Source organism: Streptomyces sp. NPDC091281 (assembly GCF_044757425.1).
In the GTDB taxonomy this organism is placed as follows: Bacteria; Actinomycetota; Actinomycetes; order Streptomycetales; family Streptomycetaceae; genus Streptomyces.
The window spans coordinates 499753-522438 of sequence record NZ_JBIVUY010000002.1; the positions used below are offsets into that span (position 1 = coordinate 499753).

Here is a 22686-nt window from a genome sequence, read left to right on the forward strand (position 1 = left end):
CCGTCCCCGCCCCCACCCCCTCCTCGTAGGCTGGACCCATGACGGAACTGCCCGCCCGGCGCCTTCTCCTCGTGCACGCGCATCCGGACGACGAGTCGATCAACAACGGCGCCACCATGGCCCGCTACGCCGCCGAGGGCGCCCACGTGACCCTGGTCACCTGCACACTCGGCGAGCGCGGCGAGGTCATCCCGCCCGACCTGCGCCACCTGGAGGGCGCCGCCCTCGGCGAACACCGGCTGCGCGAGCTGACCGCCGCCACCGCCGCCCTCGGCGTCACCGACGTACGGCTCCTCGGCGGCGCCGGACGGCACGCCGACTCCGGGATGATGGGCCTGCCCGACAACGACGACCCCACCGCCTTCTGGCAGGCCGACCCCGACACCGCCGCCGCGCCCCTCGTCGAGCTGATCCTCGCCCTGCGCCCCCAGGTCCTCGTCACCTACGACGACCACGGCGGCTACGGCCACCCCGACCACATCCAGGCCCACCGCGTCGCGATGCGCGCCGCCGCCCTCGCCGCCGACGCGGGCTGGCGCATCCCCAAGATCTACTGGAACCGCGTCCCGCGCACCGTCGCCGAGGACGCCTTCGCCCGCCTCGCCGCCGAACTGCCCGGCCTGCCCTTCGAGAAGAGCGCCGCCGTCGACGACGTCCCCGGTGTGGTGGACGACGCCCGGATCACCACCGAGATCGACGGCACGGCGTACGCCGGAGCGAAGGCCGCCGCGATGCGCGCGCACGCCACCCAGATCGCCGTCGCCCCCGGCGCACGCTACTTCGCGCTCTCCAACGACCTCGCACAACCCCTCTTCACCACCGAGTACTACGAGCTGGTGCGGGGCGAGCACGCGGCCGACGGCGGCCGCGAGACCGACCTGTTCGCCGGTACGGAAGGAACCGCCTGATGTCCGAGCGCGCCGCCCGCCCCGGCCCCGCCGACCGCGGCTCCCTGCTCGCCCAGCCCCTGCACGCGCCCTCCGCCGGACGGTTCGCCGTCTACCTCGGACTGCTGCTGCTCGGCGCCGTCACCGCGCTCGCCGGGTCCCTCGTCCAGTCGGGCTGGTTCCCCGGCGGGCTGCTCCTCGCCCTCGCGGGCGCCGCCGGGCTCTTCCTCGGCGGGGGCCGCGCCGTCGGCACCCGCGGCGGCTCCGTCGCGCCCGCCGCGGGCTGGATGATCACCGTGGTGCTGCTCACCACCGGCCGCCCCGAGGGCGACTTCCTCTTCGGCGCCGGAGCGGGCTCGTACCTCTTCCTCCTCGGCGGCATGGCCCTCGCTGTGATCTGCGCCACCCTCGGCTTCGGGCGTCCGGCCGCGGGCGGCGACGGCGGACCGGTGAAGTGACGGCGTCCGACCGGCGGAGCGACGGCGTCCGCCTCCGGCGGCGACGACCTCCGACGTGGGGAGCGGCGACGCCCGACTTGCTCCGCCCCGTCCCTCTTCTGCCGTTCTCCGCGCCGCCCCGCCTGTGTGTGTCCGGTGCGGGTTTCCCCGGCGGTCGTGGGATACGCGCCAGAAGTGGCCAGTATGGTGGTGGCGCCGCCGAGCTGCCCGTGAGGTCGTGGCGGGCGGCGGAGCCAACCTGGAGAACCTGCCTTGAGTCGTGAAACTGACAGTCCGTCCTCCGGGCCCAACGGGTCCAACGGGCGCGGTGGCGCCGCGTACCCCTCGGGTACCCCGCCGTACGGCACCCCCGCGGTGACCGACGGCGCCGCGGACGCGGGCCGTTCGACCGCGCAGCCGGAGGAACGCAAGACCGAGACCACGCTGACGACGCGGATCCGCATCAACATCCCCGGTTCGCGGCCCATTCCGCCGGTCGTCGTGCGCAAGCCCGTGGCGGGCGCGGAGAGTACGGCCGAGCAGAGCGGTGCCCCCGGCCCCGCCGCGCAGCCGCCCGGCCCGTCCGCCCCGACGGCCGCCGCGGTCGGCGGCGCGGGCGCTCCGGGCGCGTACGGCAGCCCCGCCGAGGCCTCGGCCGAGCCCGCCCCGGCCGCCGAGGAGAAGACCAGCGACTGGTTCGCGCCGCGCAAGTCCGGCCCCGCCAAGGGCCCGCAGGCATCCGGCAACCCCAACACCCCCGCCCTGGGCCCCGGTTCGGGCCCGGCGACCGGCGGCGCCCCCGCGGGTCCGCCCCCGGCCGCGGGCCGCCCCGGCGCGGCGCCCGGCGGCCCCCGCCCCGGCGGCACCAACGGCGCCGGTCTGCCCGGCGGCGGTCACGGCACCAACGGCGCGGGCATGCCCGGCGGCGCCACCGGCGGTCCGGTGGCTCCCGGCCACGGCGGCGGCACCGGCTCCTTCGACGTCACCGAGGCCCTCGCGGGCGGTCCCGCGGGCAACGGACGGCGCCCGGCGCCCGGCCCCGAGGCCACCCGCGGCGACCTGCCGTACTTCACCGGCGACCAGACGCCCGGCGCACCCGACGGCGGCCCCGGCCTGCCCGGCGGCCCCGGCCTGCCCGGCGGTCCCGGTGCGCCCGGCGGTCCGGGGCAGGGCTATCCGGGCCCCGGCGGTCCGGCGGGCGGCGGTGCCCCCGGCGGGTTCCCGCCCGGCGCGCGGCCCGGCGGCCCCGCGGACCCCCTCGCGCCCGGCAGCCCGTACGACTTCACCGGCCCGGACACCCGGAGCGGCGGCCCCGGCCCGCAGGGTCCGACCGGCCCCACCGGCGGCCCCGTCACCGGCGACGGCCCCGTCGTCCCGCCGCTGAACGCCGCCCACCCCGACCAGCACGGGCAGCCCGGTCAGCCCGGCCACCCGGGCCACCCGGCCGACCTCGCCACCACGGCCGGTTTCCCGGCGGTCCCCGGCACGCCCGCCCAGCACCCCGGCGCGGGCTTCGGCGACGACACCGCCGAGCTGACCCCGCAGTACCCGGGCGCCGAGCACGGTGCCGGACACGGCCAGGTCCCCGGCGGCCCCGGCCGCCACGACAACGTCTCCGGGCAGACCGTCACCAGCGGCATCCCGGTCGTCCCCCCGGGCGGACCCGCCGGACCGGGCGGCCCCGGTCCCCGGCAGTCCGGCGGACCCGGCGGCCCGTTCCCGCCCGGCGGTCCCACCGACGGCCCGCTCCCGCACACCCCGCCGCAGGCCGCCGCGCCCGCCCCGGCGCCCGCACCCGCGGCCGGTGCGCAGAAGAAGGCCAAGAAGAAGGGCCGCAGCAAGCTGGTCCTGCTCGGCGTGCTGGTCGTGGTCGGCGCGGCCGGTGCCTACGGCGCCGGGCTGCTGATGAACCACTCCGACGTCCCCAAGGGCACCACCGTCCTCGGCGTCGACATCGGCGGCGGCACCCGCGACGACGCCGTCAAGAAGCTCGACGCGGCCTTCGACGGCCGGGTCAACCAGGCGCTGAAGCTGTCCGTCGACGGCGACACCGTCGTCCTCAAGCCGGACCAGGCGGGCCTCCAGTTCGACATGCAGGCCACCGTGGACGCCGCCGCGCGCAGCGACTACAACCCGGTCTCCGTCATCGGCTCCCTCTTCGGCGAGCAGCGCGTCGTCGAACCGGTGATGCCGGTCGACGAGGAGAAGCTCGCGGCGGCCCTGGACACCGCGGCGGGCGGCGCCGGTTCCGCCAAGGACGGCACGATCACCTTCGAGTCCGGCAAGGCCACCGCCGTCTACGGCAAGCCCGGCAAGGGCATCGACACGGGCGCCGCCCAGACCGCGGTGATCGCCGCCTACCGCACCCAGGTGCAGTCCGGCACGGCCACCGCCGTCCGCGTCCCCACCACGGCGAAGCAGCCGACGGTGTCGAACGCCGAGGTCGACCGGATGATGAAGGAGTTCGCCAAGCCCGCGATGTCCGGCACCGTCACCGTCCAGACCGACGCCGCGCACAGCATCCGCTTCAGCCCCGAGAACTCCCTGTGGAAGTTCCTGGAGGTCAAGGCGGTCGACGGCAAGCTCGTCGAGAGCTACAACGAGGCCGCGCTCAAGGAGCTGTACGGCGGCACCTTCGACGGCGTCCTCATCACGCGGGGCACCGGCCAGAAGACGGGTGTCACCGTCCAGGACGTGATCGGCGCGCTGCGCCCGGCCCTGAAGAGCACCACGGACCGCACGGCGACGATCGACACCGACCCGAGCTGACCGCGCGCCCCCGGCCCAGGGGGCACGGCCGCGCCGGATGACATCTGTCATGCGGCACACCGGACGCCCGGCACTGCCGGGCGTCCGCCCGTTCCGGCCACCATGAGTGCCATGACGACGACACCCACGGTGGTCACGTTCGACCAGGTGACGAAGGGCTTCGGCGAGGTCCGGGCGGTCGACGGCCTCAGCCTGGACCTGCACCCCGGCGAGACCGTCGCCCTGCTCGGCCCCAACGGCGCCGGCAAGTCCACCACCCTCGACCTGCTCCTCGGCCTCAAGCAGCCCGACGGCGGCACGGTCCGCGTCCTCGGCACCGGCCCGCGCGAGGCGATCGTCGCCGGACGGGTCGGCGCGATGCTCCAGAGCGGCGGCCTGATGGACGAGGTCACCGTCGCCGAACTGGTCACCCTCGCCTGCTCGTTGCACCCGCGCCCGTACCGCCCCGCCGACGTGATGGCCCGCGCCGGGGTCACGGCCATCGCAGGCCGCAAGGTCGACAAGCTCTCCGGCGGGCAGGCCCAGCGGGTCCGCTTCGCCCTCGCCACCGCGGGCGACAGCGACCTCATCGTCCTCGACGAGCCCACCACCGGCATGGACGTCACCACCCGCCGCGCCTTCTGGGACACCATGCGCGAACAGGCCGACCAGGGCCGCACGGTCCTCTTCGCCACCCACTACCTGGAGGAGGCCGACGCGATCGCCGACCGCGTCGTCGTCCTGCACCGCGGACGCCTCCTCGCCGACGGCACCGCCGCCGAGATCAAGGCCAAGGCGGGCGCCCGCCGCGTCTCCTTCGACCTCGACCCCGCCCCCGGTGCCGACGGCCCCGCCCCGCTCGACGAGGCGGCCCTGCGCGCCCTGCCGTTCCTCACCACCCTCACCGTCACCGGCCGCACCGTCCGCATCCAGTCCACCGACGCCGACGCCACCGTCCACGCCCTGTACGGCCTCGGCCTCTACCCCCGCAACCTGGAGGTCGCCGGGCTCGGCCTGGAGCAGGCCTTCGTCGCCCTCACCACCGCCGAGGAGGCGCGCACCGCATGAACGGCCTGATCAAGCTCGAACTCACCCGCGCCCTGCGCAACCGCAAGTTCCTGTTCTTCTCGGTGATCTACCCGTCCGTGCTGTTCCTGCTGATCGCGGGCAGCACCGACACCACCGAGAAGATCGACGGCCTCACCCTGCCGACGTACATGATGGTGTCGATGGCCTCCTTCGGCGCCCTCACCGCCGTCCTCATGGGCAACAGCGAACGCATCGCGAAGGAGCGGCAGAGCGGCTGGGTACGGCAGTTGCGGCTGACGACCCTCCCCGGCCGCGGCTACGTCCTCGCCAAGACCGCGAGCGCCGCCGTGGTGAGCCTGCCGTCGATCGTCGTGGTCTTCGCCGTCGCCGCGACGGTGAAGGACGTACGGCTCGACGCCTGGCAGTGGCTGGCGCTGACCGGCGCGATCTGGGCGGGCAGCCTCGTTTTCGCCGCCCTCGGTGTCGCGCTCGGCTACCTCGCCAGCGGCGACGCGGTCCGCCCGATCACGATGATCACCTACTTCGGGCTGTCCATCCTCGGCGGCCTGTGGATGCCGACGACGACGTTCCCCGGCTGGCTCCAGGACCTCGCGCGCTGGGTGCCGACCCACGCGTACGCTGCCCTCGGGCAGGCGATCGAGCAGCACCAGGCGCCGCACGCCCGGGACATCGCCGTCCTCGCGGTGTTCTTCGCCCTGTTCACCGGCGGTGCGGCCTGGCTGTACCGGAAGGACACGCTGAAGGCGTGAGCGGCGTAGGCATCGGGCAGCGCCCGGAGAACCGCAGGCAGCGGGTGGTCAAGTCCCTGTGGACGGGCATCTGGCTGGTCTACCTCAGCGCCCCCGTCAGCGACCTGCTGCACGGCGGCCACCCCCCGGGCGTCCGCCTCCTCGGCTGGATCGGCCTCGCCGCGTTCGTCGCCTGGTACATGGTCCTGGTCTTCCGCACCGGCCGCGGCGAACGCAACACGCTGATCCTCGGCTCCCTCGGCGTCCTCGCCGCCCAGTCCACGGTCCTCGCCCTCACCCTGGGCCGCGAATGGCTGGTCCTCTTCGTGTACGTCTCCATCGCGTCCGGCGCCGCCCTGCCCGCCCGCCTGGCCCGCTGGACCATCCCGGCCGCCTCCGCGCTGATGGCCGCCGTCGCCCTCACGGTGCCCGGCGGCCGGGCCTACCTCGCCTCCCTGCTCATCCCCGCGCTGCTCGGCGGGTTCGCGATGACCGGCGTCCGCGAACTCGTCCGCACCACCATCGCCCTGCGCGAGGCCCGCGCCACCGTCGCCCAGCTCGCCGCCAACGAGGAGCGGCTGCGCCTCGCCCGCGACCTGCACGACCTCCTCGGCCACTCGCTCTCCCTGATCACGCTCAAGAGCGAACTCGCCGGGCGCATGCTGCCCGACCACCCCGACAAGGCCGCCCAGCAGGTCGCCGACATCGAACAGGTCAGCCGCCAGGCCCTGGTGGACGTCCGTGAAGCCGTCACCGGCTACCGCCGTCCCCGCCTCACCGCCGAACTCGCGGGCGCACGCGCCGCGTTGACCGCGGCCGGCATCACCGCCGAGATCCCCGCCGAACCCGCCCTCGGCGACCTCCCCGAGCAGACCGAGTCGGCCCTCGCCTGGGCCCTGCGCGAAGCCGTCACCAACGTCGTCCGCCACAGCTCCGCCCGCCGCTGCACGGTCGAACTCCTCCACCGCCACACCCTCGACGGCCCCGTCCTCGAACTCGTCGTGGAGGACGACGGCACCGGCACCCCCACCCCCACCCCCGACCAAGGCAACGGCCTCACCGGCCTCACCGAACGCCTGACCCAAACCGGCGGCACCCTGGAAGCAGTCCCCACCCCCCACGGCTTCCGCCTGACAGCCCGCACCCCGCTGGCACCACCGAGCGGCGCGGCAGAGCCCGGCTCCTGACAGGCGGGCCTTCGCCGTACGCGGCGGCAACGGCCCGACGTGTCAGACGCCCCCGAACTCCCCGGCTTTGACGCTCTGCACGAAGGCCGCGAACGAGGCGGCGGGGAACTCGAGCCGGGCGCTGCCGGTGTCTTTGGTGTCACGGACGGGGATCACGCCGAGCGAGGCAACGAGGTTCGTGGCGATCTCCACACAGTCGCCGCCGTTGCTGCTGTACGAGGACGTGAACCACTGCGGGTCTTGGGACGTCACGGGGTCCTCCGTTGATCGAATCTTCTGAGGGGCGAGGCTTCCGTCACGCCGGGACCAGTGCGGGACGGACGACGGCCCGAGCGCGCTCGTACAGCGCTTGCGCGTCATGATTGCGGGTGTGGGGTCGGATCAGCCGGAACATGCTCACCATGCGCTCATCGACGCGGCCCGAGTGGACCAACGGGTAGTCGTCCAGCGCCAAGCCCCACGTCTGACAGGCTGCTTCCAGATGGCCCACGGCCAGCTGCCGCTCGGCAAGAATCGTTCGCTTGTGCACGCGCGTACGCCGGTAGACGCTGTGCCGAAGCTGGTCCGATTCCTGCATGGCCGCGACCGCCCCGAGCGCGTCACCCATTTCGAAACGCACCTGACTGGTGTGGTAGTTGAGCGCCGCGGGATCGTACGAGCCGAACGCTTTCTCGCGCGACTCCGCCTTGTCCATCGCCACTTCGGCTTCCTGCAAGTACATGAGCGCGGACCGCCGGTCCCCGACCTGTGCTGCCGCGTGTGCCTGCTGGCCGGCGAGAAAGGCCCGCATCCGCGGTCCTGCCTGAGGGGATGATGCCGCGGCAGCGTCGGCAAGCCGCATCGCTATGGGCCCTTGGCCAAGGTCGACGGCTTGCACGCTCATGCCGCGGAGCGTGGTGCAGTAGGTCAGATGGTCCTCGGAAGCTCCCGCAAGCTCCAGTGCTTTCAGGTAGTAGCGCTGCGCAAGACCGTGCAGCCCCTCGTCGACAGCCATGTACCCGGTGAGGTAACACAGGTCGGACGCCGCCGACATCATCGCCTTGCGTACCTCCTCGGGGCCGTCGGTGCGCAGGAACGGCGCGACGGTGTTCACCAGGAAGGCGGCGGCGAGCGGACGAGCGGTACGGCCGCCGAACTGGTCGTCCATGGACGAGAGTTGCTCCGTCATGGCGGCCACCGTGCGCACGTCGGACATGCCGACGCGTGTTCGGACGCCTGCTTGCGCGGCTTCCATCCGTCCCACCACGTCCGGCCACTCGGGCACGGTCAACGCGACGGAGAACAGAGCGACACCCAACACGCTGCGGCGGGACGGGTCCATATCCAGCCTCCCCAGACCGATGATCCCGTCGACGGTGCCGGATGGTGCCGCCTCCGTCCCGCTTTCGGGGGCAGGGAAGCCGACTTCCGCATAGGTGACGGGGCGCCCGAGCCGCCGGGCGAAAGCTTCCAGGATCAGCGGCTGGGCATCCGCGCGCGGCACGCTTCCGCTCAGCCACTGGTGAACGGACGGCGCGCTGTACCGCTTCGGTGTGCCGCGCTCCGTCCCTATCCGGTTGACCGCTTGCGCGCACTGCCGCAGCGTCCAACCGGTCTCGCGTAACAGCCGCTCGAACGCCGAGTTCGGTTCGTTGGTCGCCACGTCGCTCAACTCCCCCTGCCTGACTGCGTTAACCACTGAACGTTCTTAATTCCCGCCCGCCTCCCCACAGTACCGCTGAGCGTGATCACGCGGTTGCCTAGAGCGAACAGGCAAGGTCGTATCGGAAGGAGAAGGGTGAGTGAGCACCGAGCCGAAGCCGCCCTCCGTGGGTGTGGTGATGGTGGACACGCGCTGTGACCGGGTCGGAGAGTTCCGCGGGCTCATCGGCCGGTACTGGGCGCTGCGCCCCGTCGGGGGCGGCGTCGAGTGGGAGGCCGACCCCGCGTACGTCCGGCTCGCCGACCCGATGGAACGGCTCAGCGCGGGGACTGCTCGAGCCAATGCCCGGAGCCGGGGGGAGCTGCTGTGAGCACCGCAGCTCGGCGCAGATTCGCCTTCGTGGACTGGACGTTACGTCCCGACCAGGACGACGACGCCCCGCCCACCACCTACGCGTTCCGCTGCCTGGCACTCGGCGAGGACGACGCGGAGTGCGCGGCGATGTCCCCCGCGAGCGAGGACCCGACCGAGCCGCAGAAGTGGGCGTTCGACCACCTTCGCGCGCACCCCGAGCACACCGGCTATGCCGAGCTGATCGAACGTCCGTGGGTCATGTGGCGGGGGTGCCCGCGATGAACGACGGGGCAGAACCGGCGGGTTACCGGGCAGAGGTCCGCGCGGAAGGGCCGGTCTACGGCACGGGCGAGCACACGCAATACGTCTTGAGCACCAGCCGGAGCATCTCTCCCGTGCTGGCGATCCGCTGGCTGCGCGGCGAGGCACTGCGCATCGCGGACCGCCTCGACCCCGACCCGTCCCACTCACCGTGGCTCAAGCGCACCCCCACCCCCGAGCCGGACGCCCCCACCACCCTCCGTACCTGGGCCAACGACCCCACCACGGAGCGCCGGGCCCGTGACCACCTCAAGAACGGCCACCCCCTGCACGTCACGGCCCCGGACCCTGACTGCACGTACACGCTGTCCGTCTGGCCGGTAGGACGAGCCGCCTTCGGTCCCGACGGGACAACCGGCTCGGCGGTTCCGACGAGCCGGTCACCCCCGGACAGCGGAGCACGGACGAAGGCGACGACACCGCCGTGCCACGGATCGTCGCGTACGACCACAGCCTCATAGCTCCTGCCCCGCGGCAGGTTGTTCGGTGCGATCCGGAGTGCACCGAACCGCGTGACCGCTGTTCCCCGGCGGGGATCACGCCCGCTCGCTCGACTTCGCGGCAGACGTGCACGGAGAACGATGCGAGCCCCGCCCCGCCTGATCCGACGGGATGCCGCCAGGACGGTGAGGAACAGCGCCAGCACAAGCGGCCCCGAGCGATGACCAACACGTCCATTGCTCGGGGCCGTTCACGTCGCGACCATCGAAACGAGGGACGATCCTTGACCACGACCACCGAGCGCCGCCGACGAACGGCATCCAGGGCGACGAGCCCGCTCCGGAGCCGTCCGGCGGTCCGTCGGCTGCTGGAACCGCAGGCGCTCACGCCCGCCGACCTGTCCATGGTGCTGCTCGTCACCGAGGAGCCCGCCGACCGGCCCCTGCCCACGGTGACCCTCGCCGAGATTCCCGCGATGGCCCGCGAGGCCGTGCGGCTCGGTGTCCCTTCCGTGAAACTGTTCGCCGAATCGGCGCGACGGGACGCCACGGGAGTCATCTCGGCCTCCCCCGATTCGCTCATGGCTCGCGCGGTGAGCGACTGCAAGAACGCCGCACCGGATCTCGCGGTCATGACGGAAACGTGCCTGTGCTCGTACACCTCCGACGGCGCCTGCTATCTGACGCACCACGACGGAAGGCCCGACGTGTCAGGCACCATCGAGGTCGCATCGCGTCAGGCTGTCGCACACGCGGAAGCGGGCGCGGACATCGTGGGTCCGGCGTCCATGGTGCTCGGAACGGTCGGGGGCGCCCGGAAGGCACTCGATCAGACGGGGCACGAGGGCGTGTCCGTCATGCCGCACGTCATCTTCTGGTCGAGCCTCTACGACGGGTTCCGGCGCACGATGGGAGCCACCCCCGCAGCAGGCGTCAACCGTGAGTTCCAGATCAATCCCGGAAAGGCCGACCAGTTCGTCGAGACGGCGTTACGGATGGAGGCGGCGGGCGCCGACATGATCCTCCTGGAGCCCGCGCAGTTCACGGCGGATGTGCTCGCCACGCTTCGGGGAGTCACCCGCGCGCCTCTGTTCCCGTTCTCCGTGTCCGGCGAGTACACGTCGCTGACCCGGGTGGACCCTGACTCGGGGCGGCGGGACGTGCGTCTCCTGGTCGAGCTGTTCACGATGCTGAAGCGGGCGGGGGCGACCGGCAGCGTCACGTACGCGGCACTCGACATCGCCCGTCAGCTCACCTAGCCGCCAACGCGGCCCGCACGGCGTCGAGGATCGCGTGCGCGCCCTGGTCGATGAGTGACGCGGCCAGGGCCGCACCGAGCTTCTCCGGCTCGGCGGACGGCCCGGTCAGGGTCCCCGAGATCTGCTCGCTGCCGTCGAGCGAGCTGACCTGGCCGAACAGCCTGAGGTCCCCGCCCGGCAGCGTCTCGCCGTACGCGCCCACCGGCACACTGCACCCGCCGTGCAGCTCAGCGAGGAGCGCGCGTTCCGCCCTGATCTCCGCGTCGACGGCACCGTCGCCGACCGAGCCGAGGATCTCGCGCAAGGGGGCCGAGGACGCGTCAGTCCGTACCTGGATACCCAACGCGCCTTGTCCGGGACTCGGCGGAAACAGGCGAAGGGGCAACAGTTCACCGATCGCGTCGTCCAGGCCGAGGCGGTGCAGCCCCGCGGCAGCAAGGACCACCGCGTCAAGCCCCTCGGTCTTGATCTTCTTCAACCGGGGCGGGACATTCCCCCGGATCGGAACGATGTCGAGGTCGGGACGTACCGCGAGGAGCTGCGCGACGCGCCGAGGGGCCCCTGTGCCGACCCGTGCGCCCTTCCGCAGCCCGGCGAGCGTCGAGCCGCACAGCGCGTCCCGTACGTCCTCGCGGCCGGGCGGGGGCAACAGCGCGAGACCGACCGGACCGGACGTCGGAAGGTCTTTCAGCGAATGGACGACGACGTCCACGTCACCGCGGGACAGCGCCGCTTCCTGCTCGCTGCTGAAGGCCGACCCGCCACTGTCCGAGGACACGTGCGACAGAAGCGACTTACGGTCTCTGTCGCCCCCTTCCAGGACCACGCGATGGGTGAACGTCGTGTCAGGGAACCGCTCGCGGAGCGGGCGCAGATACTCCCGCACCTGGGCTCTGGCGAGGTTGCTCGCGCGCGAGCCGACGAGGTACTGCACCACGGTGACCAACTCTCCGAGCCTGACGAGGTGTCATCAGGTTACGGCGCGTCACGGGGCGCTCATACAGACAGTCGGTCGGCTAACCACGGGGAAGGGCTCACCGCACGCCCGGATTCCAGGCGCACTTGTGCCGCTCCGTCCCCTGCCCGCCCCCCTGACCAGCAACTCCACCCGTACCCTTGCCGGATGGACGAGATGCCGCAGGACCGTCGCCCGGGGAGGCCGGTGAGGGTGCTCCTCGCCGAGGATCAGTCGATGGTCCGGGAGGCGCTGGCCGCGCTGCTCGGGCTGGAGGACGACATCGAGGTCGTCGCCCAGGTCGCCCGCGGTGACGAGGTCCTTGCCGCCGCCCGTGCCCACGCCGTGGACGTCGCCCTGCTCGACATCGAGATGCCGGGCGCCACCGGTATAGAGGCCGCCGCCGTCCTCCGCCGTGAACTCCCGGACGTCCGCGTAGTCGTCCTCACCACCTTCGGCCGCCCCGGCTACCTGCGCGGCGCGATGGAGGCGGGCGCGGACGCCTTCCTGGTGAAGGACGCGCCGGCCGCCCAGCTCGCGGACGCGGTCCGTCGGGTCCTCGCGGGTGAGCGCGTCATCGACCCCACCCTCGCCGCGGCGGCCCTCGCCGAAGGCGCCAACCCCCTCACCGACCGCGAACGCGAGATCCTCCGCGCCGCGTCCGACGGCGCCACCAACGCCGAACTCGCCACCACCCTCCACCTCTCCCAGGGCACCGTCCGCAACTACCTCTCCACCGCCATCCAGAAACTGGCCGCCCGCAACAGAACAGAAGCCATCGCAAAGGCAAGAGAAAAGGGCTGGCTGTAGCGGACCCCCAGGCCGCCCAGGGGCGCGGGGAACCGCGCACCTCACGCGTCCCACCCCGCACGTCCGAACCCCGCCAACCACACCCCACCCAGGGGCGCGGGGAACCGCGCACACCACACGTCCCGACCGCACGGTCGAAGCCCGTCAACGACAACCCCCTCAGGGGCGCGAGGAACCGCGCACCCAGCCCCCACCGACCCGCACCTACCAACCAGCCCCCACCCCCCGAACCCCCTCACAGCATCGCTCAGTTCAACAAAGCCCGAGCCCCCCGAGCCTCCCCCCGCACCCGCTCGGCAAGCCCCTCGTCCACCACCTCCACCAGCTCCGCGTATGCCTCCATCTCCTCCGCCCCCGCCACGAACTCCCCCCGCCGTACCAGCACCTGCCCCCGCTCGTACCGCAGCCGCGCCGGATGCGACGGCAGCAGCAGCGCCAACTCCACGGCCCACAGGGCGACATCCGACCGTTCCAGCCGCGAACCCGCCCACGACCGGATGTTGTTCAGCACGCGCCCCACCACGGCCAGCGGCTCCGCGGGCACCAGCAGCGACTCGTCGAGCGCACCGCCGGAGGCACCCGCCTCCCGCCCGTCCAGGACCCGCCCCCCGTCGAACGGATCGACCAGTACCCGTTCCTCCCCGGTCCCCAGCCCGACGACGAAGTGCCCCGGCGCCGCCACCCCGTACACCGGCGCCCCGGCCCGCCGGGCGACCTCCATCCAGACCACGGACAGCAGGATCGGCAGCCCCCGCCGCCGTTCCAGCACCCGGTGCAGCAGGGACGACTCCAGCAGCCGGTAGTCGACGGGGGTCCCCCCGAAGCCGTACCGCCCGCCCAGCAGCTTCCGCAGGGCCTCCGCCCAGGCCGCGGGGGAGCCGGGCCGGTACGGCAGCTGCCCGGCCAGCTCGTCGAGGAGGACCTGCGCCGCGTCCACCCCGTCCTCGCCCAGCGTGGGATCGCCCGCCGCGCCCACCAGCAGGCACAGCAGCGACAGGTCGGGCCGTTCGGAGCGGGCCTCCTCCGCGAACCGCCGCCGGACCTCCTCGGCCCCGAACCCGCTCACCGGGCCGCCGCCTCACCCGTGGGCGCCCGGTGGTGGTGGTAGGCGTGGTGGGCGACGAAGCCGAGCCGTTCGTACAGCGCCCGCGCGCCCGCGTTGTCCCGCTCGACCTGGAGCCAGGCCGCCGAGGCGCCCTCCGCGAGCGCGCGCCGGGCGAGCGCGGCCATGACGACGGTCGCGAGCCCCTGCCGCCGCCGCGCCGGGTCCACCTCGACCGCCGCGAACCCGGCCCACCGCCCGTCGACCACGCACCGCCCGATCGCCGCGGGCGACCCGCCGTCGCCGGGTACGGTCGCGAACCACACCGACGGCCCGCCGCCGAGCACCGCGCGCGCCGCCTCGTCGACGCCCTTGCGCTGGTAGCGGCCGAGCCACGCCGCGTCCGCCTCCCGCGCGAGCAGCACCTCGGGCCCGTCCGCCGGGTCCGTCCGGTCGGCGACCGGCGCCGTCGCGCCCACCCACACCTCGGCGGTCACCTCACGCACCCACCCGCGCGTCTCCAGCTCCGCGCACAGCGCCTCCTGCGTGCCCTCGCCGCCGGTCGCGGTCTGCACGTAGGCGGGCAGCCCACGCGCCGCGTACCACTCCAGTACGACGTCCAGCGCCGCGTCCAGCGGCAGGCCGGGATCGCCGGACGGCAGCACCGAGTTGGCGCGGCGGGTGAACCCGGCGGCGGCCCGCAGCTCCCAGCCGCCCAGCCGCTCGCTCTCCACCGGCGGCCAGCCGCGCGCCAGCACCGGCGCGAGTTCGGCGTACGACACGGCCGGTCCGCGGCGACGCGCCGGGGCGGCCGGTACGACCTTTCCCGCGACGAGGGCCGTCTCGGCGACCCGTACGGACTCCCCGTCCTTGCGTGTGATCGCCAGCACACCCGCGTCCCAGGATGTGAGAACACCCACCGTGTCGGTGAATTTCCCCTCCGTGACGCCCGGTTGGGTCAGGCTCCGAACGGAGACCCGTTTGCCCACGTCAGCAGCGGTGATGCGGACCACGAGCCGTCCGGCGGCCGAGATTTCCACAGGTCGGTCCACCCCTCCTGTTCGGATCATTGCCAAGAACGGAGATACTAGGTGGCGGGCATCGACGACGCCGCGCTCCCGCGCGCCAGGCGGCGGAGCCTGTGGGAGGCCCGCCAGCGCCCTATCGAGGAGGAACGACAGCGTGACCTACGTCATCGCGCAGCCTTGTGTCGACGTCAAGGACAAGGCGTGCATCGAGGAGTGCCCGGTCGACTGCATCTACGAGGGCTCGCGGTCCTTGTACATCCACCCGGACGAATGCGTCGACTGTGGTGCCTGTGAGCCGGTCTGCCCGGTCGAGGCGATCTTCTACGAGGACGACGTGCCGGAGGAGTGGAAGGACTACTACAAGGCGAACGTCGAGTTCTTCGACGAGCTGGGCTCCCCGGGCGGCGCCAGCAAGCTGGGCCTGATCGAGCGCGACCACTCCTTCGTCGCCGCGCTCCCGCCCCAGGCCGAGTAGGCATCGAGCAGGCCGGGCGCCACCGCGCCCGCGCCGAGCGAGCAGGACGGCGCCGGCGAGCACCCCGTGCCGCCCCGGTCCCGTACGGCCCGATCACCCGTGATCGCCGTACGGGACCGACGCGTTCACCGGCCCCCGCGCCGCGCACCGTCCACGCCCTCGTACCGTCCACGCGCCGTACCGACACAGGGCCCGGCCGACGAGCGGCCGGACCGGCAGAGAGCGAGCAAGCACCGTGTCCGCAGTCTCCGACCGCCTCCCCGTCTTCCCCTGGGACAAGCTGGAGCCGTACAAGAAGACGGCCGCCGCGCACCCCGGCGGGATCGTGGACCTCTCCGTCGGCACCCCCGTCGACCCGGTCCCCGAGCTGATCCAGAAGGCACTCGTCGACGCGGCGGACTCGCCGGGCTACCCGACCGTGTGGGGCACCCCGGCGCTGCGGGACGCGATCACCGGCTGGCTGGAGCGGCGGCTCGGCGCCCGCGGCGTCACCCACCGGCACCTCCTGCCGATCGTCGGCTCCAAGGAACTCGTCGCCTGGCTCCCCACGCAGCTCGGCCTCGGCCCCGGCGACCGGGTCGCCTTCCCCCGCCTCGCCTACCCGACGTACGAGGTCGGCGCCCGCCTGGCCCGCGCCTCCTCCGAGGCGTACGACGACCCCACCGCGCTGGACCCGGAGGGGCTGCGGCTGCTCTGGCTCAACTCGCCCTCCAACCCGACCGGCCGGGTGCTGGCGAAGGACGAGCTGACCCGGATCGTCGCCTGGGCCCGCGCCCACGACGTCCTGCTCGCCTCCGACGAGTGCTACCTCGAACTGGGCTGGGAGGCCGACCCGGTCTCCGTCCTCCACCCGGACGTCAACGGCGGCTCCCTCGACGGGATCGTCGCCGTGCACTCCCTCTCCAAGCGCTCCAACCTGGCCGGATACCGGGCCGCGTTCCTCGCGGGCGACCCGGCGGTCCTCGGCCCGCTGCTGGAGATCCGCAAGCACGGCGGCATGATGACCTCCGCGCCCACCCAGGCCGCCGTGGTCGCCGCCCTCTCCGACGACGCCCACGTCCACGAGCAGCGCGAACGCTACGCAGCCCGCCGCGCCCTGCTGCGCGAGGCACTCCTCGGCCACGGCTTCCGCATCGAGCACAGCGAGGCCAGCCTCTACCTGTGGGCCACCCGCGAGGAGTCCTGCTGGGACACCGTCGCCCACCTCGCCGCCCTCGGCGTCCTCGTCGCGCCCGGCGACTTCTACGGCCCGGCGGGCGACCGCTTCGTGCGCGTCGCCCTGACCGCGAGCGACGAACGCGTCCGCGCCGCCGTCGACCGCCTGTAGCCGCGAAGCCCCGCGCACACGCCGAAGGGGTCCGGGAGGAGACGTCGTCCTCCCGGACCCCTTCGGCACACGGTCCCGCAGTCCGGCCGCGCCGTTCAGCGGGCGCGCACGGCGGTTCAGCCGAGCGGCAGGCCCTTCAGCGGCAGCGTCTGGGCGCCGGGCAGCCCGCCCTTGGTGAGGGAGTCCGTCGGCAGCCCGCCCTTCGTGGCACCGGCCGCCGAGTCGCCCAGCAGCTCACCGGCCGAACCCGCCGTCTCACCGGCCACCTTCTGCGCGGCGGGCGTCGCCGCCTTCACGGCCTTGCCACCGGGCTTGCCCACACCGGGCACCGCGGCCTCGACGGCCTCGCCACCGGCCTCGCCCGCGGTCCCGGTCACGCTCTGCGCGGCACCGTCGAGCGTGTTGCCGACGCTCGCCCCGTCCAGCGCGGTCAGACCGCCCAGGTTCGGGGTGGCCGGCAGCGTGGACGGGGCCGCGCTCGCGGCACCGGCCGCACCGACCCCGGCAGCGGCTCCGGCGGCGACGAGCAGCGCGGCGCGGGCGATCCTGCGGGTCAGGGGGAGGGACATGATGCTCCTTCTGCGGGAGTGGTCGACGGACGCAGTGACTACCGCTCGAACTCCCCGAAGGTTGCGGACCGCAAAGGTAAAGAGTTCTTCATGTGTCGCATCATCAGTTGAGGATAAAAACGGGCGAAAACCGCCGGTGAGAGGTGCCCCGGACACCCCCGGAACCCTGTGTTCCCAAGGGCTGCGGCACCCGCGGCGGTGACGGCACGAAAACCTGCGCGGACCGCCGGACGGCGGGGCGCACCCCACTCGACCGGGTGAGGTCCCGCACTCCTGCCCGGTCTACCGCGCGGTGACGATCCGGACGCTGCCGGTGTCCCCGCCCGCGCCCCCGGCCTCGGCCGCCGCCGCGCCGCCCGCGTCGCGCGGACGCCAGGTGCTGCCGCTGGTCCCGGCGACCCACTCCCGGCCCGCGTAGGAGACGCTCTCGATGCGCAGCGCGGACGCGTTCGCCACCGCCCAGTGGGCGAGCTGCCAGCCGCGCGCCGCGACCGGACGGCCGTCCGGGGCGGAGTCCCGCGCCACCGGCAGGGTCACCGTCCGCCCGCTGGTCTCGGCCACCGGCACGTCCGACGCCCCGGCCCCGTCCGCCGCGACAGCGTCCTTCCCGCCGTCACCGCCGTCACCGTCGCCGTCGGCGTTCTTCCCGTCCCCCGCGGAGACCTCCGCGCCCGCCTGCTGGAGCGCGTCCCGCCCGAAGTCCCGGACCAGCGCCGCGCGCACCCCGTCCGGGCCCGCGGCGGCCACCGCGGTGCCCGCCCGGCCCTCACAGGTCAGCGTCGCCGCCGCCGACCCGGTGAGCGCCGCCGCCAGCAGCGTCGCGTCCGGCTCGTGCTTGGCGTACGCCTCCGGGTAGCCGCTGCGCTGCACCCGCTGGGCGGCGACGGTGAGCGGCAGTTCGGCGTAGCCGCGCACCTTGGCCAGGTGCTCGTAGAACTCGTTCGCCGCGTACGCCGGGTCGGTGACCTCCGCCGCGGTGCCCCAGCCCATCGAGGGCCGCTGCTGGAACAGGCCCAGCGAGTCCCGGTCGCCGTGGTCGAGGTTGCGCAGCGCCGACTCCTGGATCGCGGTCGCCAGCGCGATGGTCACCGCCCGCTCGGGCATGTTCCGGCCGGTGCCGACGGCCGTGATGGTGGCCGCGTTCACCGCCTGCTCGGGCGTGAACTCGTACGCCGGTCCCGTGCCGTCCGCCGAAACGACTCTGCATCCCGGTTTCACGCCGCCGCCCGTGACGTACTGGACGACGACGTACCCCGTCACGGCGGACAGGACCACGCAGGCCGCCCCGAAACGGAGGAGGCGGCCGCGGCGCTTGGGGGAGGGGGACGGCTCTGGCACGCGTACAAGGTACTGGAGAGTACGGAAGCCGGGGAGGCCTGTGCGCAAGGTGGGGCGGGATGCCCGGAACCTGCCGGGCATTAGGGTCATGGCCATGGCCGAGACCCCGCTTGACCTCACGCTGGACGCCGCCCTGCTGACCGCGCGGCTGGTCGACTTCCCTTCCGAGAGCGGCACCGAGAAGCCGCTCGCGGACGCGATCGAGACCGCCCTGCGCGCGCTGCCGCACCTCACCGTGGACCGCCACGGCAACAACGTGGTGGCCCGGACCCGGCTCGGCCGGGCGGAGCGGGTGATCCTCGCCGGGCACATCGACACCGTCCCCATCGCGGACAATGTGCCCTCCCGGCTGGACGAGGACGGCGTGCTCTGGGGCTGCGGCACCTGCGACATGAAGGCCGGGGTCGCCGTCCAGCTGCGGATCGCGGCCACCGTCCCCGCCCCCAACCGCGACCTCACCTTCGTCTTCTACGACAACGAGGAGGTCGCCGCCCACCTCAACGGCCTCGGCCACGTCGCCGAGGCCCACCCGGACTGGCTGGCGGGCGACTTCGCGGTGCTGCTCGAACCCTCCGACGGCCAGGTCGAGGGCGGCTGCCAGGGCACCCTGCGGGTCCTGCTGCGCACCCAGGGCGAGCGGGCCCACTCGGCGCGCGGCTGGATGGGCTCCAACGCGATCCACGCCGCCGCCCCGATCCTCGCCCGCCTCGCCGCCTACGAGCCGCGCTCCCCGGTGATCGACGGCCTGGAGTACCGCGAGGGCCTCAACGCGGTCGGCATCACCGGCGGCGTCGCGGGCAACGTCATCCCCGACGAGTGCGTCGTCAAGGTCAACTTCCGCTACGCGCCCGACCGCACCCCCGAGGAAGCCCTCGCCCACGTCCGGGAGGTCTTCGACGGCTGCGGCGTCGAGGAGTTCACGGTCGACGACCACAGCGGCGCCGCCCTGCCCGGCCTCTCCCACCCGGCCGCCGCCGCCTTCATCGACGCCGTCGGCGGCACCCCGCAGCCCAAGTACGGCTGGACCGACGTCTCCCGCTTCGCCGCGCTCGGCATCCCGGCCGTCAACTACGGCCCCGGCAACCCGCACCTCGCCCACCGCCGCGACGAGCGGGTGGAGACGGCGAAGATCCTCGCGGGCGAGGAGCGCCTGCGCGCCTGGCTGACGGCCTGACACCGCCGCGGACGGCGGACCGGCCCACGCGCGCCGGAGGGCGGACACGCCGACGTCCCCCGCCCGTAACCCGCGTGGATCTACGCTGAGGTGGAACGACTGCTAGCGGAGGGAGTTCACATGGCTACAGGCAACCCGGAGGGCAAGCGGCAGCCACCGGAGGAGCAGCGCCTGGGACCGGTCCTCCGCAGACGGGACCAGGTCCAGGCCAGCACCACCGACCAGCGGCTGCTCGACGAGCGGGCACCCTCCGACTGGGTGCACACCGACCCCTGGCGGGTGCTGCGCATCCAGTCCGAGTTCATCGAGGGCTTCGGCACCCTCGCCGAACTCCCGCCCGCCATCAGCGTGTTCGGCTCCGCCCGCACCCCGGCGGACTCCGCCGAGTACGAGGCGGGCGTCCGGCTCGGCGGCGCGCTCGTCGACGCGGGCTGGGCGGTCATCACCGGCGGCGGACCCGGCGCGATGGAGGCGGCCAACAAGGGCGCCGCAGAAGCGGGCGGCACCTCGGTCGGCCTCGGCATCGAACTGCCCTTCGAGCAGGGCCTCAACCCGTACGTGAACATCGGCCTGAACTTCCGGTACTTCTTCGTCCGGAAGATGATGTTCGTCAAGTACGCCCAGGGGTTCGTGGTCCTGCCCGGCGGTCTCGGCACGCTGGACGAGCTGTTCGAGGCGCTCACCCTGGTCCAGACCCAGAAGGTGACCCGCTTCCCGATCGTGCTGTTCGGCACGGAGTACTGGAGCGGGCTCGTCGACTGGCTCAAGAACACCCTGATCGCCCAGGGCAAGGCCTCCGAGAAGGACCTCCTCCTCTTCCACGTCACCGACGACGTGGAGGAGGCCGTCGCCCTGGTCTCCAAGGAAGCCGGGCGCTGACCGAGCGGGCCCGCCGCCCGGCAGGCCCGCCGACCGGCAGGGGGCTCGCGGCCTACGCGAGTCCCCGCCGGGCCACCGCGGGCGGCCGGTGCCCGGCGATCGAGGCCACCATGTCCAGCACCTGCCGCGTCTCCGCCACCTCGTGCACCCGGTAGACCCGCGCCCCCAGCCACGCCGACACCGCCGTCGTGGCGAGCGTGCCCACCACCCGCTCCTTCACCGGCCGGTCCAGCGTCTCCCCGACGAAGTCCTTGTTGGACAGGGACACCAGCACCGGCCACCCCGTCTCCACCATCTCCCCGAGCCGCCGCGTCGCCTCCAGGCTGTGCCGGGTGTTCTTCCCGAAGTCGTGCCCCGGATCGATCAGGATCGACTCCCGCGGCACCCCCAGCCCCGCCGCCCGCTCCGCGAGCCCCACGGTCACCCGCAGGATGTCCGCCATGACGTCGTCGTACGTGGTCCGGTGCGGCCGGGTACGCGGCTCGGCGCCGCCCGCGTGCGTGCACACCAGCCCGACGCCGTACCGCGCCGCGACCTCCGCAAGCCCCGGATCGACCCCGCCCCACGCGTCGTTCAGCAGATCGGCGCCCGCCTCGCACACCGCCGCCCCCACCTCGGCCCGCCAGGTGTCCACACTGATCACCACGTCCGGGAAACGCCGCCGCACCTCGGCCACGAAGCCGACCGTGCGCCGCGCCTCCTCCTCGGCGGACACCTCCTCGCCGGGCCCCGCCTTCACCCCGCCGATGTCGATGATCGCGGCGCCCTCCGCGACCGCCTGCTCCACCCGGGCGAGGGCGGGCTCGTCGCGGAACGTCGCGCCCTGGTCGTAGAACGAGTCCGGGGTGCGGTTCACGATCGCCATCACGACCGGCTCCCGGTCACCGAATTCCCGCCTGCCCAGCCTGAGCATCGCCTGCGCCCTCTCGTCGTACATCCCGGACGTTCCGTATGTCCCGCGCGTCCGGTACGAGCCGGACATCCGCCGCCTGCGACCCTAACCGCCGCCCCCGCATGGCACGATCGACCCTGACACATCCGCTGACGAGCACCGCGAGCGTGGGGACCCACCGATGGTTATGTTCTTCTTCCTGGTCATCGCGCTGGCCGTCGTGGTGGCCGCGGTGACACTCGCCGTGGTGGGCGGCGGCGAGGGCACCGGACCGCTCCCCGAGGCCGCGCCCGAGCGGCTGCACGACCCGCTGCCCCCGGACCGCCCCCTCGACCGCGCCGACGTCGACCACCTCCGCTTCCCGCTCGCCGCCCGCGGCTACCGCATGGCCGACGTCGACGACGCCCTCAACCGCCTCGGCGCCGAACTCGCCGAACGCGACGCCCGGATCTCCGAGCTGGAGAGCGCCCTCAGCGGCGCCCACGCGTCCGGGCCGCAGGTCTCGATGGAGAAGCCAGCCCCGGAGGACCAGCAGTGAGCGAGACCCCCGCCGTGGAAGGCGCCGCCCTGCCCGGCGCCGACGGCGTCCCGCGCTGCCCCTGGGCGCTGTCCACCCCGGACTACGTCACCTACCACGACGAGGAGTGGGGCCGCCCCGTCCACGGCGACGACGCCCTCTTCGAACGGCTCAGCCTGGAGGCCTTCCAGTCCGGCCTGTCCTGGATCACGATCCTCCGCCGCCGCCCCGGCTTCCGCGCCGCCTTCGCCGACTTCAAGATCGCCACGGTGGCCGAGTTCACCGACGAGGACCGCGTACGGCTGCTCGCCGACCCCGGCATCATCCGCAACCGCGCCAAGGTCGACGCCACGCTCGCCAACGCGCGCGAACTGGCCGGCTGGACACCGGGCGACCTGGACGCGCTGATCTGGTCCCACGCCCCCGACGCCGCCGGCCGCCCGGTCCCGGTGACCCTCGGGGACGTCGCCGCCGTCACCCCCGAGTCCACGGCGCTCTCCAAGGCGCTCAAGAAGCGCGGCCTGCGCTTCGTCGGCCCCACCACCGCGTACGCGCTGATGCAGGCCTGCGGGCTCGTCGACGACCACCTCGCGGGCTGCGCCGCGCGGGGCGCCCGCGCCTGACCGG

General features: G+C 73.6%; 25 protein-coding genes. 17 read left to right on the forward strand and 8 right to left on the reverse strand.

The window, feature by feature from the left end:
- Positions 1 to 38 precede the first annotated feature (38 nt).
- From mshB to ACIQPQ_RS06730, 6 genes are all read left to right on the forward strand, one after another.
- Positions 39 to 908: an N-acetyl-1-D-myo-inositol-2-amino-2-deoxy-alpha-D-glucopyranoside deacetylase gene (gene mshB, locus ACIQPQ_RS06705; RefSeq protein WP_401300563.1), complete on the forward strand. Its 870-nt coding sequence runs from the start codon at positions 39 to 41 to the stop codon at positions 906 to 908.
- Complete coding sequence (locus ACIQPQ_RS06710; RefSeq protein ID WP_401300566.1) at positions 908 to 1345, forward strand: DUF6113 family protein; 438 nt, start codon at positions 908 to 910, stop codon at positions 1343 to 1345. Before mshB ends, ACIQPQ_RS06710 begins: the two co-directional genes overlap by 1 nt.
- A 252-nt stretch (positions 1346 to 1597) precedes the next feature.
- A complete protein-coding gene (locus ACIQPQ_RS06715; RefSeq protein ID WP_401300569.1) occupies positions 1598 to 4093 on the forward strand; it encodes a hypothetical protein in 2496 nt (831 codons plus the stop codon).
- Positions 4094 to 4204: 111 nt separating this feature from the next.
- Positions 4205 to 5140, forward strand: a complete 936-nt coding sequence (locus ACIQPQ_RS06720) for an ABC transporter ATP-binding protein (protein ID WP_401300572.1) — start codon at positions 4205 to 4207, stop codon at positions 5138 to 5140.
- Positions 5137 to 5871, forward strand: a complete 735-nt coding sequence (locus ACIQPQ_RS06725) for an ABC transporter permease (protein WP_383782398.1) — start codon at positions 5137 to 5139, stop codon at positions 5869 to 5871. The genes ACIQPQ_RS06720 and ACIQPQ_RS06725 overlap by 4 nt, the downstream gene beginning before the upstream one ends.
- Positions 5868 to 7037 (forward strand): sensor histidine kinase, encoded by a 1170-nt coding sequence (locus tag ACIQPQ_RS06730; RefSeq protein ID WP_401300576.1) that lies wholly within the window; start codon positions 5868 to 5870, stop codon positions 7035 to 7037. The genes ACIQPQ_RS06725 and ACIQPQ_RS06730 overlap by 4 nt, the downstream gene beginning before the upstream one ends.
- 42 nt (positions 7038 to 7079) lie before the next feature.
- On the opposite strand, the gene ACIQPQ_RS06735 is transcribed toward ACIQPQ_RS06730, so the two are convergent.
- Positions 7080 to 7289, reverse strand: a complete 210-nt coding sequence (locus tag ACIQPQ_RS06735; RefSeq protein WP_401300579.1) for a DUF397 domain-containing protein — start codon at positions 7287 to 7289, stop codon at positions 7080 to 7082.
- 43 nt (positions 7290 to 7332) lie between these two features.
- Positions 7333 to 8679 carry a tetratricopeptide repeat protein gene (locus ACIQPQ_RS06740; protein ID WP_401300582.1) on the reverse strand — a complete coding sequence of 449 codons (1347 nt, stop codon included), beginning with the start codon at positions 8677 to 8679 and terminating at the stop codon, positions 7333 to 7335.
- 178 nt (positions 8680 to 8857) lie between these two features.
- Here ACIQPQ_RS06740 and ACIQPQ_RS06745 point away from each other — a divergent pair, with 178 nt between their 5' ends.
- The 4 genes from ACIQPQ_RS06745 to ACIQPQ_RS06760 all read left to right on the forward strand — a co-directional run bounded on the left by ACIQPQ_RS06745 (position 8858) and on the right by ACIQPQ_RS06760 (position 11053).
- Entirely contained in the window at positions 8858 to 9049 is a 192-nt protein-coding gene (locus tag ACIQPQ_RS06745) for a hypothetical protein (RefSeq protein ID WP_401301533.1), read from the forward strand.
- Positions 9046 to 9315: a hypothetical protein gene (locus tag ACIQPQ_RS06750; RefSeq protein WP_401300585.1), complete on the forward strand. Its 270-nt coding sequence runs from the start codon at positions 9046 to 9048 to the stop codon at positions 9313 to 9315. Before ACIQPQ_RS06745 ends, ACIQPQ_RS06750 begins: the two co-directional genes overlap by 4 nt.
- Positions 9316 to 9401: 86 nt before the next feature.
- Entirely contained in the window at positions 9402 to 9815 is a 414-nt protein-coding gene (locus tag ACIQPQ_RS06755; RefSeq protein ID WP_401300588.1) for a hypothetical protein, read from the forward strand.
- 200 nt (positions 9816 to 10015) lie between these two features.
- The gene (locus ACIQPQ_RS06760) at positions 10016 to 11053 is read left to right on the forward strand and encodes a hypothetical protein (RefSeq protein ID WP_401300591.1); all 1038 of its coding nucleotides are present in this window, start codon (positions 10016 to 10018) and stop codon (positions 11051 to 11053) included.
- Here the strand turns inward: ACIQPQ_RS06760 and hemC are convergent.
- Positions 11046 to 11990 carry a hydroxymethylbilane synthase gene (gene hemC, locus ACIQPQ_RS06765; protein ID WP_401300593.1) on the reverse strand — a complete coding sequence of 315 codons (945 nt, stop codon included), beginning with the start codon at positions 11988 to 11990 and terminating at the stop codon, positions 11046 to 11048. The two genes, ACIQPQ_RS06760 and hemC, sit on opposite strands and share 8 nt — an antisense overlap.
- A gap of 195 nt (positions 11991 to 12185) precedes the next feature.
- Between hemC and ACIQPQ_RS06770 the strand changes: the two genes are divergently transcribed.
- A complete protein-coding gene (locus ACIQPQ_RS06770) occupies positions 12186 to 12818 on the forward strand; it encodes a response regulator (protein WP_401301536.1) in 633 nt (210 codons plus the stop codon).
- Positions 12819 to 13065: 247 nt separating this feature from the next.
- Here the strand turns inward: ACIQPQ_RS06770 and ACIQPQ_RS06775 are convergent, their stop codons facing one another.
- Both ACIQPQ_RS06775 and ACIQPQ_RS06780 read right to left on the reverse strand, forming a co-directional pair.
- Entirely contained in the window at positions 13066 to 13884 is an 819-nt protein-coding gene (locus ACIQPQ_RS06775; RefSeq protein ID WP_401300596.1) for a tetratricopeptide repeat protein, read from the reverse strand.
- The gene (locus ACIQPQ_RS06780; protein ID WP_401301537.1) at positions 13881 to 14900 is read right to left on the reverse strand and encodes a GNAT family N-acetyltransferase; all 1020 of its coding nucleotides are present in this window, start codon (positions 14898 to 14900) and stop codon (positions 13881 to 13883) included. The genes ACIQPQ_RS06775 and ACIQPQ_RS06780 overlap by 4 nt, the downstream gene beginning before the upstream one ends.
- 142 nt (positions 14901 to 15042) lie before the next feature.
- On the opposite strand from ACIQPQ_RS06780, the gene fdxA reads away from it, so the two are divergent.
- Together fdxA and ACIQPQ_RS06790 are read left to right on the forward strand one after the other, a co-directional pair.
- Positions 15043 to 15363 carry a ferredoxin gene (fdxA, locus tag ACIQPQ_RS06785; RefSeq protein WP_383777666.1) on the forward strand — a complete coding sequence of 107 codons (321 nt, stop codon included), beginning with the start codon at positions 15043 to 15045 and terminating at the stop codon, positions 15361 to 15363.
- Between the two features lie 235 nt (positions 15364 to 15598).
- Positions 15599 to 16690: a bifunctional succinyldiaminopimelate transaminase/glutamate-prephenate aminotransferase gene (locus ACIQPQ_RS06790; RefSeq protein WP_401300599.1), complete on the forward strand. Its 1092-nt coding sequence runs from the start codon at positions 15599 to 15601 to the stop codon at positions 16688 to 16690.
- Positions 16691 to 16806: 116 nt separating this feature from the next.
- On the opposite strand, the gene ACIQPQ_RS06795 is transcribed toward ACIQPQ_RS06790, so the two are convergent.
- Positions 16807 to 17259, reverse strand: coding sequence for an ATP-binding protein (locus ACIQPQ_RS06795; RefSeq protein WP_401300601.1), 453 nt, complete (start codon positions 17257 to 17259; stop codon positions 16807 to 16809).
- Positions 17260 to 17541: 282 nt separating this feature from the next.
- Positions 17542 to 18597: a heavy metal transporter gene (locus ACIQPQ_RS06800; protein WP_401300604.1), complete on the reverse strand. Its 1056-nt coding sequence runs from the start codon at positions 18595 to 18597 to the stop codon at positions 17542 to 17544.
- A 94-nt stretch (positions 18598 to 18691) separates the two neighbouring features.
- Between ACIQPQ_RS06800 and dapE the strand changes: the two genes are divergently transcribed.
- Both dapE and ACIQPQ_RS06810 read left to right on the forward strand, forming a co-directional pair.
- Complete coding sequence (gene dapE, locus ACIQPQ_RS06805) at positions 18692 to 19771, forward strand: succinyl-diaminopimelate desuccinylase (protein ID WP_401300607.1); 1080 nt, start codon at positions 18692 to 18694, stop codon at positions 19769 to 19771.
- Positions 19772 to 19891: 120 nt separating this feature from the next.
- The gene (locus ACIQPQ_RS06810) at positions 19892 to 20650 is read left to right on the forward strand and encodes a TIGR00730 family Rossman fold protein (RefSeq protein ID WP_401300610.1); all 759 of its coding nucleotides are present in this window, start codon (positions 19892 to 19894) and stop codon (positions 20648 to 20650) included.
- 52 nt (positions 20651 to 20702) lie between these two features.
- On the opposite strand, the gene folP is transcribed toward ACIQPQ_RS06810, so the two are convergent.
- Positions 20703 to 21563: a dihydropteroate synthase gene (gene folP, locus ACIQPQ_RS06815; protein WP_401301540.1), complete on the reverse strand. Its 861-nt coding sequence runs from the start codon at positions 21561 to 21563 to the stop codon at positions 20703 to 20705.
- Between the two features lie 166 nt (positions 21564 to 21729).
- Between folP and ACIQPQ_RS06820 the strand changes: the two genes are divergently transcribed.
- On the forward strand, positions 21730 to 22080 hold the full coding sequence (locus tag ACIQPQ_RS06820) for a DivIVA domain-containing protein (protein ID WP_383777673.1): 351 nt from the start codon (positions 21730 to 21732) through the stop codon (positions 22078 to 22080).
- Positions 22077 to 22682, forward strand: a complete 606-nt coding sequence (locus ACIQPQ_RS06825) for a DNA-3-methyladenine glycosylase I (protein WP_383777657.1) — start codon at positions 22077 to 22079, stop codon at positions 22680 to 22682. The genes ACIQPQ_RS06820 and ACIQPQ_RS06825 overlap by 4 nt, the downstream gene beginning before the upstream one ends.
- Positions 22683 to 22686 lie beyond the last annotated feature (4 nt).